This is a genomic window from Blastococcus sp. CT_GayMR20 (genome assembly GCF_004570345.1).
The window spans coordinates 18,199-34,371 of record NZ_SPQM01000044.1 but is presented as its reverse complement, the minus strand read 5'-3'; the positions used below and the strand labels follow the sequence as shown (position 1 = coordinate 34,371).

13 protein-coding genes and 1 pseudogene are annotated in these 16,173 nt (G+C 73.0%); 11 read left to right on the top strand and 3 right to left on the bottom strand.

The genetic code is table 11. The features are described 5' to 3' along the window. The 3 genes and pseudogenes from E4P40_RS28070 to E4P40_RS12330 all read left to right on the top strand — a co-directional run. Nucleotides 1-226 (top strand): annotated as a pseudogene (locus E4P40_RS28070) (protein translocase subunit SecF); the annotation flags it as partial. Beyond that, nucleotides 223-822, top strand: coding sequence for an adenine phosphoribosyltransferase (locus E4P40_RS12335; RefSeq protein ID WP_135158868.1), 600 nt, complete (start codon nt 223-225; stop codon nt 820-822). The pseudogene E4P40_RS28070 and the gene E4P40_RS12335, both read left to right, overlap by 4 nt. A 91-nt stretch (nt 823-913) precedes the next feature. Next, complete coding sequence (locus tag E4P40_RS12330; RefSeq protein ID WP_135158869.1) at nt 914-3,379, top strand: bifunctional (p)ppGpp synthetase/guanosine-3',5'-bis(diphosphate) 3'-pyrophosphohydrolase; 2,466 nt, start codon at nt 914-916, stop codon at nt 3,377-3,379. A 57-nt stretch (nt 3,380-3,436) separates the two neighbouring features. On the opposite strand, the gene E4P40_RS12325 is transcribed toward E4P40_RS12330, so the two are convergent. Beyond that, the gene (locus E4P40_RS12325; RefSeq protein WP_135158870.1) at nt 3,437-4,288 is read right to left on the bottom strand and encodes a peptidylprolyl isomerase; all 852 of its coding nucleotides are present in this window, start codon (nt 4,286-4,288) and stop codon (nt 3,437-3,439) included. Nucleotides 4,289-4,465: 177 nt separating this feature from the next. On the opposite strand from E4P40_RS12325, the gene E4P40_RS12320 reads away from it, so the two are divergent. The 7 genes from E4P40_RS12320 to E4P40_RS12290 all read left to right on the top strand — a co-directional run bounded on the left by E4P40_RS12320 (nt 4,466) and on the right by E4P40_RS12290 (nt 12,726). Further along, the gene (locus E4P40_RS12320; RefSeq protein ID WP_135158871.1) at nt 4,466-5,161 is read left to right on the top strand and encodes an MBL fold metallo-hydrolase; all 696 of its coding nucleotides are present in this window, start codon (nt 4,466-4,468) and stop codon (nt 5,159-5,161) included. Continuing rightward, a complete protein-coding gene (hisS, locus tag E4P40_RS12315; RefSeq protein WP_135158872.1) occupies nt 5,158-6,423 on the top strand; it encodes a histidine--tRNA ligase in 1,266 nt (421 codons plus the stop codon). Before E4P40_RS12320 ends, hisS begins: the two co-directional genes overlap by 4 nt. A gap of 2 nt (nt 6,424-6,425) precedes the next feature. Further along, entirely contained in the window at nt 6,426-7,409 is a 984-nt protein-coding gene (locus tag E4P40_RS12310) for an aldo/keto reductase (RefSeq protein ID WP_135158873.1), read from the top strand. Nucleotides 7,410-7,462: 53 nt separating this feature from the next. Beyond that, a complete protein-coding gene (aspS, locus tag E4P40_RS12305; RefSeq protein ID WP_135158874.1) occupies nt 7,463-9,238 on the top strand; it encodes an aspartate--tRNA ligase in 1,776 nt (591 codons plus the stop codon). Nucleotides 9,239-9,306: 68 nt separating this feature from the next. Beyond that, on the top strand, nt 9,307-9,666 hold the full coding sequence (locus E4P40_RS12300) for a hypothetical protein (RefSeq protein WP_209305286.1): 360 nt from the start codon (nt 9,307-9,309) through the stop codon (nt 9,664-9,666). Nucleotides 9,667-9,670: 4 nt separating this feature from the next. After that, the gene (locus tag E4P40_RS12295) at nt 9,671-11,608 is read left to right on the top strand and encodes a caspase family protein (protein ID WP_135158875.1); all 1,938 of its coding nucleotides are present in this window, start codon (nt 9,671-9,673) and stop codon (nt 11,606-11,608) included. A gap of 29 nt (nt 11,609-11,637) precedes the next feature. Then, nucleotides 11,638-12,726 (top strand): alanine--glyoxylate aminotransferase family protein, encoded by a 1,089-nt coding sequence (locus tag E4P40_RS12290; RefSeq protein ID WP_135158876.1) that lies wholly within the window; start codon nt 11,638-11,640, stop codon nt 12,724-12,726. 92 nt (nt 12,727-12,818) lie between these two features. Here the strand turns inward: E4P40_RS12290 and E4P40_RS12285 are convergent, their stop codons facing one another. Together E4P40_RS12285 and E4P40_RS12280 are read right to left on the bottom strand one after the other, a co-directional pair. Next, nucleotides 12,819-13,577, bottom strand: coding sequence for a hypothetical protein (locus tag E4P40_RS12285; protein ID WP_245160295.1), 759 nt, complete (start codon nt 13,575-13,577; stop codon nt 12,819-12,821). Between the two features lie 289 nt (nt 13,578-13,866). Beyond that, nucleotides 13,867-14,742 (bottom strand): aldo/keto reductase, encoded by an 876-nt coding sequence (locus E4P40_RS12280; RefSeq protein ID WP_135158878.1) that lies wholly within the window; start codon nt 14,740-14,742, stop codon nt 13,867-13,869. A 35-nt stretch (nt 14,743-14,777) separates the two neighbouring features. Here E4P40_RS12280 and E4P40_RS12275 point away from each other — a divergent pair, with 35 nt between their 5' ends. Further along, a complete protein-coding gene (locus tag E4P40_RS12275) occupies nt 14,778-16,115 on the top strand; it encodes a replication-associated recombination protein A (protein ID WP_135158879.1) in 1,338 nt (445 codons plus the stop codon). Nucleotides 16,116-16,173 lie beyond the last annotated feature (58 nt).

Here is a 16,173-nt window from a genome sequence, read left to right as displayed (position 1 = left end):
CCCCGTCGCGAGCGCGCGCCGCGCTCGGCCCGCCACCCGCGCCGCGTCGTCCGTGGCGCTCGCCGAGCGCGACCTCCCTGGTCAGGTGGCCGCGGACACCGTCATCGAGTCGCCGTCCTCGGTCCGCCCCGAGGGCGGTTCGGGTGCGACCGCCGCGCCCCGCCCGGGTGCCCGGCCGCAGCGACCCGGGACCAAGGGCCGGCCCACCGGCAAGAAGCGCCGGTGACCGACGCTCCTCCGGCTGGTGGGCTGGGTGAGGCGCCGCTCGACGAGCTGATCGCCGGCCTGACCGTCGACGTCCCCGACTACCCGGAGCCGGGGATCCTGTTCCGGGACCTCACGCCGGTGTTCGCCGACGGGACGGCGTTCCGGCGGATGGTCCACGGGCTGGGCGCCCCGGCGGCCTCCGACCCCCGCGTGGCAGCCGTCGCCGGACGGGACGGCGACCCCGGTTTCGACGTGGTCGTCGGGGTCGAGGCCCGCGGCTTCCTGCTCGCGGCGGCCGTGGCGCTGGACGCGGGCGTGGGCGTCGTCCCGGTCCGCAAGGCGGGGAAGCTGCCGCGGGAACGGATCGCCGCCGACTACGTCCTCGAGTACGGGACGGCGACCCTGGAGATGCACGCCGACTCCCTCCGCCCCGGGGCGCGCGTGCTCGTGGTGGACGACGTCCTGGCCACGGGCGGCACCCTCGGGGCGGCCATCGCCCTCGTCGAGCGCCTCGGGGGCGTGGTCACCGCCGTCTCGGTCGTCGTGGAGCTCGCCGCCCTCGGTGGCCGGGAGCGGATCGCGCCGCACACCGTGCATTCGCTCTGGACCACCTGACCGGGGGAGACCCCACCCGGGCGGAGCCCGGCCGGGGGCTGCCCGGCTACCATGGGGAGGGTCCCCTCTCCGCAGGACAGCAGGAGTCGCCGTGGCCCCCGACGTAGCCGCCAACGCGGCTCCCGCGCGGCCGGGCGAGCCCGGGGCCGATGCCGGTACCCAGCCGCAACCGCAGGCCGGCGACGAGACGGCCGCCGGTCCCGTACGCCGACCCGCGCTGCCCGACCGCCCGGTCGTCCGGCGTCCGGACGACGTGGGCTCCGAGCCGGGGGACGCCGAGGCGCCGCGCCGCCGGGTCCGCGACCGGCTGGCCCGCCGCATCGTCGCCAGTCCGCGCACCCCGGTGGTGCGCCCGGTCCTGGAGCCGCTGGCCGCCCTGCACCGGCAGAGCCATCCGAAGGCCGACCTGGTGCTCCTCCAGCGGGCCTACGACGTCGCCGAGGGCGCGCACGCGGGGCAGAAGCGCAAGAGCGGCGACCCCTACATCACCCACCCGCTCGCCGTCGCCACGATCCTGGCGGGGCTGGGCATGGACACCACGACGCTGGTCGCGGCCCTCCTGCACGACACCGTCGAGGACACCGGCGTCACGCTGGACACGATCACCACGGAGTTCGGCTCCGAGGTCACCCACCTCGTCGACGGCGTCACCAAGATCGACAAGGTCAAGCTGGGCGACGCGGCCCAGGCCGAGACGATCCGCAAGATGATCGTCGCGATGGCCCGCGATCCCCGGGTGCTGGTCATCAAGCTGGCCGACCGCCTGCACAACATGCGCACGCTGCGCTTCCTCCCGCCCGAGAAGCAGGAGAAGAAGGCGCGCGAGACGTTGGAGATCCTCGCCCCGCTGGCCCACCGGCTGGGTATGAACACGATCAAGTGGGAGCTCGAGGACCTCGCGTTCGCGACGCTCTACCCCAAGCGTTACGACGAGATCGTGCGCCTGGTGGCCGAGCGCGCGCCGTCCCGCGACACCTACCTCGCCGAGGTCACCTCGCAGGTCAGCGAGCAGCTGAAGACGGCGAAGATCGACGCGGTCGTCACCGGCCGGCCGAAGCACTACTACTCGATCTACCAGAAGATGATCGTCCGCGGCCGCGACTTCACCGACATCTGGGACCTCGTCGGCATCCGGATCCTGGTCGACTCCGTGCGCGACTGCTACGCGGCGCTGGGCATCATGCACGCCCACTGGCAGCCGGTGCCGGGGCGCTTCAAGGACTTCGTCGCGATGCCGAAGTTCAACATGTACCAGTCGCTGCACACCACGGTCATCGGGCCGCAGGGCAAGCCCGTCGAGCTGCAGATCCGCACCCACGACATGCACCGCACCGCCGAGTACGGCATCGCGGCGCACTGGAAGTACAAGGAGAAGGCGCGGGTCGGCGGCAAGCCCAGCGCGGGTGAGTTCGGCGCCCCCAAGGTGGGCTCGCCCGACGACATGCTGTGGCTGCGGCAGCTGCTCGACTGGCAGCGCGAGGCGCAGGAGCCCGGGGAGTTCCTGGAGACCCTGCGCTACGACCTCGGCCCGCAGGAGGTCTTCGTCTTCACGCCGAAGGGCGACGTGATCAGCCTGCCCGGCGAGTCGACGCCGGTGGACTTCGCCTACGCGGTGCACACCGAGGTCGGGCACCGCACGATCGGCGCCCGCGTCAACGGCTCGCTGGTGTCCCTGGACAGCAAGCTCTCCAACGGCGACGTCGTCGAGGTCTTCACCTCGCGGTCGCCCTCGGCCGCGCCGTCCCAGGACTGGCTCTCGTTCGTCGGCTCCTCCCGCGCGCGGACCAAGATCCGCCAGTGGTTCACCAAGGAGCGCCGCGAGGACGCCGTCGAGGCCGGCAAGGAGGCCCTGACCCGCGCGATGCGCAAGGCGGGCCTGCCGCTGCAGCGGCTGCTCGGCGGCGAGGCGCTCAGCACGCTGGCCAAGGACCTGCGCTACGCCGACGTCACCGCGCTCTACGCGGCGGTGGGGGAGAACCACATCTCGGCCACGTCGGTCGTCGAGAAGCTGATGATCGCCCTCGGCGGGGCGGAGGGCGCAGTCGAGGACATCGCCGAGACGGCGATCCCCACCCGCCGGTCGTCGGTGCCGCGACGCGCGGCCAGCGGCGACTCCGGGGTCGTCGTCCACGGCATGTCCGACGTGTGGGCGAAGCTCGCCAAGTGCTGCACGCCGGTGCCCGGTGACGACATCCTCGGTTTCGTGACCCGCGGCGGCGGCGTCAGCGTGCACCGCACCGACTGCACGAACGCCGCCGACCTGCAGCGCAAGCCCGAGCGGCTGGTCGAGACCGAGTGGGCGTCACAGCCCGGCTCGGTGTTCCTCGTCGCGATCCAGGTCGAGGCGCTCGACCGGCACCGGCTGCTGTCGGACGTCACCAAGGCGCTGGCCGACGAGCGGGTCAACATCCTGTCGGCGTCGGTGCAGACCAGCCGCGACCGCGTCGCCGTCAGCCGGTTCACCTTCGAACTGGCCGACCCCGCCCACCTCGGCGCGGTCCTGCAGACGGTGCGCAACGTCGAGGGCGTCTTCGACGTGGAGCGCGTCACCGCGTGAGGTCCCGTCCCGGGCCCCGCCCTGAGCTCAAGCAGAGCGGGGAGGACGGGGTCTCTGTCAGCCGACGACCGTCACCGTCTCGATCGTGACCGGCGTGTTGGGCGCGCCGCCGCCGGGGCTCGGCTCGAACGAACCGTCGTTGCCGGCCTCGGCGATCTTGTCCAGCGTGGCCAGGCCGGCCTCGTCGACGGTGCCTACCGCGGTGTAGTCGGGGCTGAGCTCGGTGTCGACGAAGCAGAGGAAGAACTGGCTGCCGGTCGACCCCGGGGTGCCGCTGTTCGCCATCGCGATCGTGCCCCGCGGGTAGGTGGTCTCCGGCGTGACCTCCTCGGCGAACTTGTAGCTCGGGCCGCCGGAGCCGCTGCCCGTCGGGTCGCCGCACTGGAGGACGCCGAACGTCGGCTGGTTGACCTCGCGGTGGCAGGGGGTTCCGTCGAAGAACTTCTGCGAGGCCAGGTAGGTGAAGCTCGCCGCCGCGCAGGGAGCCGCGGTGCGGTTCAGGTTCAGGGTCATGTCACCCTGGTTGGTCTTCACCAGCAGCGTGCTCGTGCCCTGGGTGGGGGTCGCCTCGGGGGTGGGCGGCGTGCCGACGTCCTTGAGGCTCGGGTTGCCCGACGCGTCCGGCGTGTAGGTGCAGGCGATCGTGCCGTCGGCGTTGGTGGTGGCGGCCGCGGCGGAGCTGGTGACCGGCGCCGTGGGGGTGGCCGACGGGTCCGTCGCCGCCTCCGTGTCGTCGCTCTGGAAGACGCCGGTGATGAGCAGGGCGGCACCCACGACGACGACCACGGCGACGACGGTCGCGATGATGCCCAGGTTCCGGCGGCGCTTGCGCGCCAGTTCGGCGCGGCGCTCCAGCTGCCGCTGCAGGTGGCGCTGCGCGGCTTCACGCCGCTGCTTGTTGGTGGGCACGGTCGAACTCCTCGATCGGGCGGGTGGTCGGTGGGGCGGGTGAGGACGGCACGGCAGAGCGTGCGGGGCCGGACACCGGCAGCCGCGGCACGCGGTCGAGGGCAGAGTCTAGGCGGAGCGGCTGTGCGTTCCCTGGCAGCACCGGGGCACGTCGGGCCCTCCGCGTAACCTGCACGGGTGCTCATCCGCTCCTTTCCCGCAGGCCCGTTCGGCACCAACTGCTATGCCGTGGCCCCTGGCCGGGGTCAGGAGTGCGTGGTGATCGACCCCGGCATGGACGCCGTCGAGCCCCTGGCCCAGATCCTGGCCGAGGACGGGCTCAAGCCGGTGGCGGTGGTGCTCACCCACGGGCACCTCGACCACACCTACTCGGTGCTGCCACTCTGCGACGGTTACGACATCCCCGCCTACCTGCACCCCGACGACCTGGGGATGATCGCCGACCCCGCGCGCTGGCACAGCCCGCAGAACGCGCCGCTGATCGCCGGGCTCCGGCTCCCCGACCCGTCGGAGGTGCGCTCGCTGGACGACGGGGCGGTGCTCTCGCTCGCCGGTGTCGAGCTCACCGTCCGGCACGCGCCCGGTCACACCCGGGGCTCGGTGGTGTTCTCCGTGGACCTGGGCGAGGCGCCCGGCCTGCTGGCCGGCGACGTGCTGTTCGCCGGGTCGATCGGGCGGGTGGACATGCCCGGTGGTTCGTGGGAGGCGATGCTGCGGTCCCTGCGCGACGTCATCCTCCCGCTGGACGACGAGACCCTCGTGCTGCCGGGGCACGGGCCGGCCACCACGATCGGCCGCGAGCGGGCCACCAACCCCTACCTCGCCGAGGCGGCGGCCGGTTCCGGCGCGCCGCCCGCCGGGCGGGGCCTGTGACCGGGCTGACCGCCCCCAAGGGCACGTTCGACGTCCTGCCGCCGGAGTCGGCGCGCTTCCTCGCCGTCCGCGACACGCTGACTGCGCCGCTGCGCCGGGCCGGCTACGGCTACGTCGAGACGCCGGTGTTCGAGGAGACCGCCGTCTTCTCCCGCGGGGTGGGGGAGTCGACCGACGTCGTGACGAAGGAGATGTACACCTTCGACGACCGCGGCGGCCGGTCCCTCACGCTGCGACCGGAGCTCACCGCCGGGTTGATGCGGGCCTTCATCGAGCACCGCCTGCACGACGGGGCGCTGCCGGTGAAGCTGTGGACGGTCGGCTCGGCGTTCCGCTACGAGCGGCCCCAGGCCGGCCGGTACCGGCACTTCACCCAGGTCGACATGGAGGCGCTCGGCACCGACGACCCCGCTCTGGACGCCGAGGTGGTGGCGCTGGGAGTGCAGGGTTTCCGCGACCTCGGTCTGACCGACTTCGAGCTGCTGCTCACTTCGCTCGGCGACGAGACGTGCCGGCCGCAGTACCGCGAGCTGCTCGTGCAGTTCCTCGCCACGCTCGATCTGGACGAGGAGACGCGGCGGCGGGCGGAGATCAACCCGCTGCGCGTGCTCGACGACAAGCGGCCCGAGGTGCAGGCGCAGCTGGACGACGCCCCGTTGATGGTCGACCACCTCTCGGACTCCACGAAGGCGCACTACGACGCCGTGCGGCAGCACCTCACGGACCTCGGGGTGACCTGGACGGAGGCGCCGAAGCTGGTGCGCGGTCTGGACTACTACACGAAGACGACGTTCGAGTTCGTGCACTCGGGCCTCGGGGCGCAGTCGGCGATCGGTGGCGGCGGCCGCTACGACGGCCTGTCGGCCGCGCTCGGCGGACCCGACCTCTCGGGGATCGGCTACGCCGTCGGCGTCGATCGCACGCTGCTGGCGGTGCAGGCCGAGGGCCTCGACATCGGGGTGCAGGCCGGCGTGCAGGCGTTCGTCGTCCCGCTGGGGGCGGAGGCGAAGCGGCTCGCCGTCCGGCTGGTGGGCCAGCTCCGGCAGGCCGGCGTCGCCGCCGACACCGTGTACGGCGACCGCGGGCTCAAGGGCGCGATGAAGGCCGCCGACCGGTCGGGCGCCTCGCACGTCGTCGTGATCGGCGAGCGCGACCTGGCCCAGGGCGTCGGGCAGCTCAAGGACATGCGTACCGGCGAGCAGCACGCCGTCCCGGTGGCCGATCTGTTCGATGCACTGCGACGTGCGACGGTGGAGGAGTGACCATGGAACAGCGGCCGATGGGCCGGACCGGGGCGGACGTGTCGGTCATCGGGCTGGGCACCTGGCAGCTCGGCGGCGACTGGGGGGACGTCGACGACGACGCGGCGGCCGAGGTGCTCGACGCCGCCCTCGACGCCGGCGTGACCCTGCTCGACACCGCCGACGTCTACGGCGACGGCCGGTCCGAGGAGCGCATCCGCAAGGCGCTCGCCCCGCGCGCCGACCGGCCGTTCGTCGCCACCAAGGCCGGCCGGCGCGCCGACCCGTTCGAGGCGGCGCAGTACACCCCGGAGAACCTGCGGACCTGGATCGACCGGTCCCGCCGCAACCTCGGCGTCGACATGCTCGACCTCGTCCAGCTGCACTGCCCGCCACCGGGGGTCTACTCCGACCGGCGCGTGTACGACACTCTGGACGCCCTGGTCGAGGAGCAGGCGATCGCGGCCTACGGCGTCTCGGTGGAGACGGTCGAGGAGGGGCTGACCGCCCTGCAGCACCCCGGCGTGCAGTCCATCCAGGTCATCCTCAACATCTTCCGGCGCAAGCCGCTGGAGGAACTGCTCCCCGCCGCGCAGCGCGCCGAGGTGGGCATCCTGGCGCGCGTCCCGCTGGCCAGCGGCCTGCTCACCGGCAAGTACGACGAGTCGACGACGTTCCCGGCTGACGACCACCGCACCTTCAACCGCCACGGCGAGGCCTTCGACGTCGGTGAGACCTTCGCCGGCGTGCCGTTCGAGGTGGGTGTCGCCGCGGCCCGGGAGGTCGCCGAGATCGCCGGCGACAGCGTGCCGACCGCCGCGTTCGCGCTCCGCTGGGTCATCGACCAGCCCGGAGTCACCACGGTCATCCCGGGCGCGCGCAACGTCACCCAGGTCCGCGGCAACGTCGCGGCCGCCACCCTCGCCCCGCTCTCCGACTCCCAGCTCAGCGACCTCGAGCGCGTGTACGACGAGCGCATCCGCGCCCACGTGCACGACCGCTGGTGAAACTCTTCTCCTACCGCGTCCCTCCCCACCCGCCACCCCGGAGGCATCCGACCGTGCTCCGCACCCACGACGCCGGAACGCTGCGCGCGTCCGACGCCGGTTCGACCGTCACCCTGGCCGGCTGGGTGGCCCGTCGCCGCGACCACGGCGGCGTGGTCTTCCTCGATCTGCGCGACGCCTCCGGCTACGTCCAGGTCGTCGTCCGCGAGGAGGAGGCCCACCACCTGCGCAACGAGTACTGCGTGCTCGTGACCGGGGAGGTGCGCCGCCGTCCCGAGGGCAACGAGAACCCGGAGCTGCCGACCGGCGAGATCGAGGTGGCCACCTCGTCGCTGCAGGTGCTGTCGGCCTCGGCCCCGCTGCCGTTCCCGATCGAGACCGACCAGGCCGCGTCGGACGACGTCCGCTACAAGTACCGCTACCTCGACCTGCGGCGGCAGGGTCCGGCGAAGGCGATGCGGGTCCGCTCGGAGGTCAGCCGGATCGCCCGCGAGGTGATGCACCGGCACGGGTTCGCCGAGGTCGAGACGCCGAACCTCACGCGCTCCACGCCCGAGGGCGCGCGCGACTTCGTCGTCCCCGTGCGGCTGCAGCCGGGCAAGTGGTACGCGCTCCCGCAGTCGCCGCAGCTGTTCAAGCAGCTGCTGATGATCGGCGGGCTCGAGCGGTACTACCAGATCGCGCGCTGCTTCCGGGACGAGGACTTCCGTGCCGACCGGCAGCCGGAGTTCACCCAGCTCGATTTCGAGATGAGCTTCGTCGAGCGCGACGACGTGCTGGCGATCGCCGAGGACGTCGTCCGGGCGCTGTGGCGCGAGCTCGCGGACTACGACGTCCCGGAGATCCCGCGGATGACCTACCGCGAGGCCATGGACCGCTTCGGGTCGGACAAGCCCGACCTGCGTTTCGGCATCGAGCTGACCGAGCTCACCGAGTACTTCTCCGACACCCCGTTCCGGGTCTTCCAGGCGCCCTACGTCGGAGCCGTCGTGATGCCCGGCGGCGGCTCCCAGCCGCGGCGGGCCTTCGACGCGTGGCAGGACTGGGCGAAGTCCCGCGGGGCGCGGGGCCTGGCCTACGTGACGATCGCCGAGGACGGCGCGCTCGGCGGCCCGGTTGCGAAGAACATCTCCGACGCCGAGCGCGACGGGCTCCTGGCCGCGGTCGGGGCCTCTCCCGGCGACTGCGTGTTCTTCGCCGCGGGCGGCCGGCGCACGTCGCAGGAACTGCTGGGGGCGGCACGCAACGAGATCGCCAAGCGGCTGGAGCTCATCGAGCCCGGCTCGTGGTCGTTCCTCTTCGTCGTCGACTTCCCGATGTTCGAGGAGACCGAGGACGGCTCGTGGACGTTCATGCACCACCCCTTCACCTCGCCTACGCCGGAGTGGCGGGAGACCTTCGCCGAGAACAAGGGCGAGGCGCTGTCGGACGCCTACGACATGGTGGTGAACGGCAACGAACTGATGAGCGGCTCGGTGCGTATCCATGACGCCGCGCTGCAGGAGAAGGTCTTCGAGACGCTCGGGATGTCGACGGAGGAGGCCCGCGAGCGCTTCGGGTTCTTCCTGGAGGCCTTCGCCTACGGCCCGCCGCCGCACGCGGGCGCGGCCATCGGATGGGACCGCACCTGTGCTCTGCTGTCGGGCGTGGAGTCGATCCGCGAGGTCATCGCCTTCCCGAAGACCGGCGCCGGGTTCGACCCGCTGACCGGCGCGCCCACGCCCATCACCGAGGCGCAGCGCAAGGAGGCCGGCATCGACGCCAAGCCGGAGGAGCCGCCGCTGCCGGGCGAGCCCGGAGCACCGGGGCCCACCGACCCGACCCGCTGAAGGGGGGCGCTCCAGCCCCTTGTCGGCCGGTCAGGACCGGCGGAGCATTCGCGTCCGTGGAGATGACTGTGGTCCTCGAACCGGACCCGGAGACCGATCCCGAGGACCGGGAGCGGCTCGCCCGCCAGCTGCGCAACGAGCTGCGGACACTCGAGGTGGACGACGTGACCACCGTCGAGGGAGCCGCACCTCCCGAGGGCGCGAAGGGCGTGGGGGCGTCCCTCACCGAGCTGCTCGTGACGATGAGCGCCGGCGGAGGTGTGTTCGTGACGGTCATCGCGACCATCAAGGACTGGCTCGGCCGCCGCGGGGCCGGGCACAAGGTGAGCGTGACCATCGACGGCGACACCCTGGAGCTCAGCGACGCGACCCCCGTGGAGCGCGCCGCACTGATCGACACGTTCGTCCGCCGTCACCAGCCTGCGTGACCCCGTGCCCGGTGCCCGCAAGGCCCTCGTCGTCGCCACGTACGCCTACAGCGACGGCGGCCTGAAGCGGCTCACCGCACCACAGCACGACGCGGAGTCCTTCGCCTCGGTCCTGGAGGACCCGGCGATCGCCGGCTTCGACGTCACGATGCTGGTCAACGAGCCCCACTACGTGGTCGGCGAGGCGATCGCCGACTTCTACGCCGGTGCCCGCTCGGACGACCTGACGCTGCTGTACTTCACCGGGCACGGGCTCAAGGACGACGAGGGCCGGCTCTACCTGGCGATGACGAACACCCGCCGCGAGGCGCTCATGTTCACCGCCATCTCCGGCGCCCAGCTCAACGACGCCATGGACGCCTCCCGGTCGCGGCGCAAGGTGCTCATCCTCGACTGCTGCTACAGCGGCGCCTTCCCCGCCGGACGGAGCGCCAAGGCGGACGAGGGCGTGCAGACCCTCGAGCGCTTCCAGGGCAAGGGCCGGGCGGTGCTCACCGCCTCCGACGCCACCCAGTACGCGTTCGAGGGCGACGACCTGCGCGGGTCCGGGACGTCGTCGGTGTTCACCCGGCATCTGGTCGAGGCCATCAGCAGCGGGGCGGCGGACCTCGACGAGGACGGTGACATCGCCCTGGACGAGCTGTACAGCTACGTGTACGAGCGGGTGGTCGCCGAGATGCCGCAGCAGCGGCCGAAGAAGCAGGAGGACGTCGACGGGCGGATCCTCGTCGCCCGCAACGTGAACTGGACGCTGCCGTCCTACCTCCAGCACGCGATCGACAGCCCGATCGCGGCGCAGCGGCTGAGCGCGGTGGACGAACTCGGCCACCTGCACCGCGTGGGCAACGAGGTCGTCCGCGCGGCGGTGCTGGGACGGCTCCGGGCGCTGGCCGCCGACGACAGCCGGTCGGTGTCGTCCGGCGCCACCGCGATGCTGGAACGGATCGGAACGGGAACGCAGCCGCCGGACACCGTGCCTGCCCCTCGCCAGGTGCCCGTCGTCGACACGGCCCCTGCGCCGGCCGTCCCGGCGCGGGCGCCGAGCGCCCCGTCGCTGCCTTCGCCCGAGGTGCCCGCCCGGACGCGCGGTCCGCTGCCGGACGCTGACGGCCCGGTGCCCTCCGACGTCCGGGAGAGCCCGCCGGCCGAGCATGGCAGCCGACCGTCGGTCGCCACGCGGACCCTTCCGCCGATCCTCCTCGTGGCCGGCGTGCTGCTCACCGTCTCCCGGTTCCTGGTGTTCGAGCCGTCGAACGACTACCACGCGATCGACATGGGCTGGTCCACCGCCGGCTGGGTGGTCCAGGTGCTGCTGCCGCTGCTGGCGGCCCTCGGTGTGCTGCTCGCGGGGCGCGGTTGGACGGCGCACGTGGCACTGGCTGCCGGTGTCTCGGCCGGTGTGCTGCTCAACCTGATCGGGCAGCTGTCGATGGCGGCCGCGGTCACGCTCGACCCCGACGTGGGGTACGCCCTCGGCCCGGCGTGGTGGCTGATCCTGGTCGCCGCCCTCGTCCTGGCCGGCGCGGTGGTCGTGGCCGTCTCGATGCCAGCGCTCCGCGCGCACGCCGGGATCGGGCGGCGGCGGTGGGCGCTGTTCGGGGGCGCGCTCGTCGTGGCGGCGGCCGTCGGCTGGCTCCTGGTCGGCCCGGTCAGCACCGACTTCGGCTGGTGGCTGCACCTCCGCATCGCCGGCCTCCTGCTGACCGCCGCCTGCCTCCCGGTCGCCGTGCTCGACCTCGCCCCCGCGCAACGGCTCTTCGGCCTGGCCGCGGTCACCACGACCGGGATCTGGCTCGCCGCCAGCGCCGTGGAGGGCCTGGCGGTGCAGCCCTCCGGGTCCCAGTCGGGTCCGCTGCTCGTCACCCTCGTGCTGGCGCTCGTGCCGGTGGGCGGGGCCTACCTGGGGCAGGCGCGGCCCAGGGGCCGGACCGCACCGGGCTAGCCGTCGACGTCGCCGGTAGCGTTCCGGGCATGCCGTTGCGTGCCCGAACCCTGCTCGGACCCGGCCCCTCCAACCCGTACCCGGAGGCGACGGTCGCCCTCGGCCAGCCGCTGCTCGGCCACCTCGACCCGGAGTTCCTGCGGATCCTGGACGAGACGTCCGACCGGTTGCGGCAGGTCTTCGGGACGGCGAACCGGCGCACCCTGCCACTGTCGGCGACCGGCTCCGCGGGCATGGAGGCGGCGTTCGTCAACACCGTGGGCCCGGGCGACGTGGTGGTCGTGGCGGTCAACGGGCTGTTCGGCCAGCGGATGGTGGAGGTCGCGTCGCGGTGCGGCGCGGAGGTCGTCGCGGTGGAGCACGACTGGGGGCAGCCGGTCGACGCCTCCCGCGTGCTGGACGCGCATCCCTCGCCGAAGCTCATCGCCGCCGTGCACGCCGAGACCTCGACCGGTGTGCTGTCGGACCTCGAGCCAGTGGCCGCCGGCAAGGGCGACGCCCTGCTGCTGGCCGACTGCGTCACCTCGCTCGGCGGCGTGCCCGTGCGGCTGGACGACTGGGACGTGGACCTCGCCTACTCCGGCTCGCAGAAGTGCCTCGGGGTGGCCCCCGGCCTTGCGCCGTTCACGATCAACGACCGGGCGTGGGAGCGCCGGATCGAGAAGCCGCAGAGCTGGTACCTCGACCTCGGCCTGCTGGGCGGCTACGCGGGGGAGGCCGCGGGCTCGGGCCGGACGTACCACCACACCGCGCCGACCGGCATGGTCGTCTCGCTGCACGCGGGCCTCGGCCGGATCCTCGAGGAGGGGCTGGAGGCCGTCCACGCGCGGCACGCCGAGGCCGGCCGGCTGTTGCACGAGGGCCTGGCGGAGCTCGGCCTCGAGCTGTTCGCCGCCGAGGGCCACCGCCTGCCGGAGCTGACCACGGTGAAGGTGCCCGACGGCGTCGACTCGGCCGCGGTCCGCAAGGAGCTGCTGGAGCGCTACGACCTGGAGATCGGCGGGGGAGTGGGCGCCTATGCGAGCTCCGTCTGGCGGATCGGACTGATGGGCCCGAACGCGGCGCCCGACAAGGTCGCCCTCGTGCTGGCCGCCCTCAAGGAGACCCTCGCCCGCTGACCCCCGGGCTCGTCGGCCGCCGAGTGCTGACTTGTCGTCGTCCGCGCCGGCGTGCCCGCCCGTGTCGACGACGACAACTCAACACTCGCGCGTCACCAGCGGGCGCCGCGGCTGCGCAGGGCTCCGGCGACCCGGTCGACGACATCCGCGCGCCGGTGGAGATGTCTCGCCCCGAACCGGAGCAGCAGCCACCCGCCGGCAGCCATGAGGGAGTAGCGGTCGAGGTCGCGCCCGAACTGCGGGCCCTCAGCGTGCTGTCGCCCCTCGTACTCGAGCGCGACCTTCCAGCGCGAGTAGCCGAGGTCGGCATGCGCCACCTCACGTCCGTACCCGTCGAACACGGGCACCTGGGGTTCGGGATCCGGCAGGTCACTGGCGACCAGCCAGTAGCGGAACAGGCTCTCCGGGCGCGACGCCGCCAGAGGACTCAGGATCGGCGCGACGTCACGGGCCAGCACGACCCCGCGACTCCCATGGGCGCGCTCCAGGCGTGCGCCGAGTGTCTCGTGCGAGAGATGACCGGCCCGGCAGAGCGCGTCCCCGACGGCCACCAGCTCGTCCGGCGCCAGAACGGCCGCCAGGTCGAGCAGTGTCTGTGGACCGCTCGTCAACCGCAGCCCGCCGTGGTCGACGACGTCCTCGGACCCCAGCCTGCGCACGTGGACCCGGACGTTGCGCCGCTGCGGCCGGCTGATCCCGGGCGGCACGATGATCTGCAGGGGCAATGCCGGCGACACCGGTGCCCCCAGCACCCAGGCGGCGGTCAGGTGCGAGAAGACCGCGCTGCCCGGCAGCACCGGCGCGGCCGCATGACAGGCGTTCAGGAGCGTGAGCGGAACGGCGCGCGACACGTAGGCACCACGGGTCACCCGGACGCCGTCGTCCCTCAGTTCTGCTCGCGTCACACCGGCGGCGACCGCCGCTGCCCAGCTGTATGTCGGCGGTAGAGCGTGTCGTTCCACCGGCCGACGATCACCGCGTGCCCTGCTCGGAGAGCGGCCTCGGGCCTATCGGTGGACGACGCCGAGGCCTGTGGATCCGGCGAGTACTGACTTGTCGTCCTCTGCGACGGCGTGTCCGCCCGTGTCGTCGACGACCACTCAGCACTCGACCCGGTAGCGGCGGCCGGGAAGGCGGGGGTCAGGCGGTGTTGAGGCGGTTCAGCTGGTCGTCGGTCAGCGTCACGTGGGTCGCGGCGGCGGAGTCCTGGATCGACCGGGGGCGAGAGGCACCGGGGATCGGGATCACGACGTCGGCCTGGGCGAGGTGCCACGCGAGCGTGACCTGATAGACCGACACGCCCAGTTCCTCTGCCACCTCGGCGAACGCCGGCGCCTGCGCGTCGAGGGATCCGGCCGCGCCCACCCCGCCGAACGGGCTCCACGGCAGCCAGGCCAGCCCGTGCTCCGCGCAGTGCGCCAGCTCCACGGCGGAGGACCGGTAGCCGGGGGAGAACTGGTTCTGGACGCTCACCAGTGCCTCGCCGAGGACGGCGCGAGCCGAGTCGATCTGCGGGATGGAGGCGTTCGAGATGCCGACCATGCGCACCAGGCCGTCGTCGTACAGCGCCCGCAGCGCAGCCATCGACACCTCCCACGGCGTCGTCGGGTCGGGCCGGTGGAACTGGTACAGCCCGATCGCCTCGACGCCCAGGCGCTTGAGCGACGCCTCGCACGCCTGCCGCAGGTAGGACGGCGACCCGTCGAGACCCCAGTCGGTGCCCTCACGGGTGTGCCCGCCCTTCGTGGCCACCAGCACGTCCTCGGCGCCCGATCCGTAGGACGCCAGCGCGGCCGCCACCAGGGACTCGTTGTGCCCGAACTCGGCCTCGTCCCGCGCGTAGGCGTCGGCGGTGTCGATCAGGGTGACCCCGGCGTCCACGGCGGCGTGCACCACGGCCTCGGCCTCGGCCGGGGAGGGGCGGTCCTCCTTCGTCGACAGGGGCATGGCGCCCAGCCCGATCGCGCTCACGGTGACGCGCCCGACGGTCTCGTTCCCGATGCTCCGCTGTTCCACGAGACCTGTCGTGCCCCGCGGGTAGCGTCGCAACCGTGAGTTCGCTGTTCGACGACCCGGTGGAGGCCGCGGCGGAGGCGGCGGTCGACGCGGGTGCGCCGCTGGCCGTGCGCATGCGGCCGCGCGCCCTGGACGAGGTCGTCGGCCAGCAGCACCTCCTCGGTGAGCGCGCCCCCCTGCGCCGGCTGGTCGAGTCCGACGAGCCGATGTCCCTGGTCCTCTACGGCCCGCCCGGCACCGGCAAGACGACGCTGGCCCACGTCATCTCGCTGGCGACCAAGCGGCAGTTCGTACAGCTCTCGGCGCTCGACTCCGGGGTCAAGGAGGTGCGCGCGGTGATCACCGCGGCCAAGCGCGAGCTCACGTACGCGGGCCGGCGGACGGTCCTGTTCATCGACGAGGTCCACCGGTTCTCCAAGACCCAGCAGGACAGCCTGCTGTCGGCGGTGGAGGACCGGATCGTCAGCCTCATCGCCGCGACCACGGAGAACCCGTTCTTCTCCGTCGTCAGCCCGCTGCTGAGCCGCAGCCTCGTCCTGGCGCTGCAGCCGCTCAGCGACGACGACGTCCGCGCCGTCCTGCACCGCGCTCTCACCAGCGAGCGCGGGCTCCACGGCGCGGTCACGCTCACCGACGAGGCGGAGAAGCACCTGCTCCGGATCGCCGGCGGCGACGCCCGCAAGGCGCTCACGGCACTCGAGTCCGGCGCCGGGGCGGCGAAGGCCGCGAGCACCGACGTGCTGGACCTCGAGACGTTGGAGACGGCCGTCGCGCAGGCCGCGGTCCGCTACGACCGGCAGGGTGACCAGCACTACGACGTCACCAGCGCGCTGATCAAGAGCATCCGCGGCAGCGACGTCGACGCCGCGCTGCACTACCTGGCCCGCATGGTGGCCGCGGGGGAGGACCCGCGCTTCATCGCGCGCAGGCTGGTCATCTCCGCCAGCGAGGACATCGGCATGGCCGATCCGACGGCCCTGCTCACCGCGGTCGCCGCCGCCGATGCCGTCGCCTTCATCGGCATGCCCGAGGGGCACTTGTCGCTGGCGCACGCCGTCGTCCACCTGGCCACCGCGCCGAAGTCCAACGCCGTCACCGTCGGCATGGGCGAGTCGATGGCCGACGTCCACGCGGGGCTGGCTGGCCCCGTGCCGCCGGGACTGCGCGACGGCCACTACCCCGGCGCCAGGAAGCTCGGGCACGGCACGACCTACAGCTATCCGCACGCCCACCCGGACGGCGTCGTCCCCCAGCAGTACCCACCCGACGCACTGGTGGGGAAGGACTACTACCGGCCGACGAACCGGGGCGCGGAGGCCCGGCTGGGCGAGCGCCTGGCGAAGCTCCGCGCGATCGTCCGACGCACCCGCTGACACACCGCCGCAGACCGGCAGGCGACGGACGCCCGACGGTGGCCCCGACTACTGTGAC

Bases quoted from the DNA above. Each gene is read 5' to 3' on its own strand.
- E4P40_RS12310 (WP_135158873.1), top strand. From the start codon at position 6,426: ATGGAACAGCGGCCGATGGGCCGGACCGGGGCGGACGTGTCGGTCATC.
- E4P40_RS12290 (WP_135158876.1), top strand. From the start codon at position 11,638: ATGCCGTTGCGTGCCCGAACCCTGCTCGGACCCGGCCCCTCCAACCCG.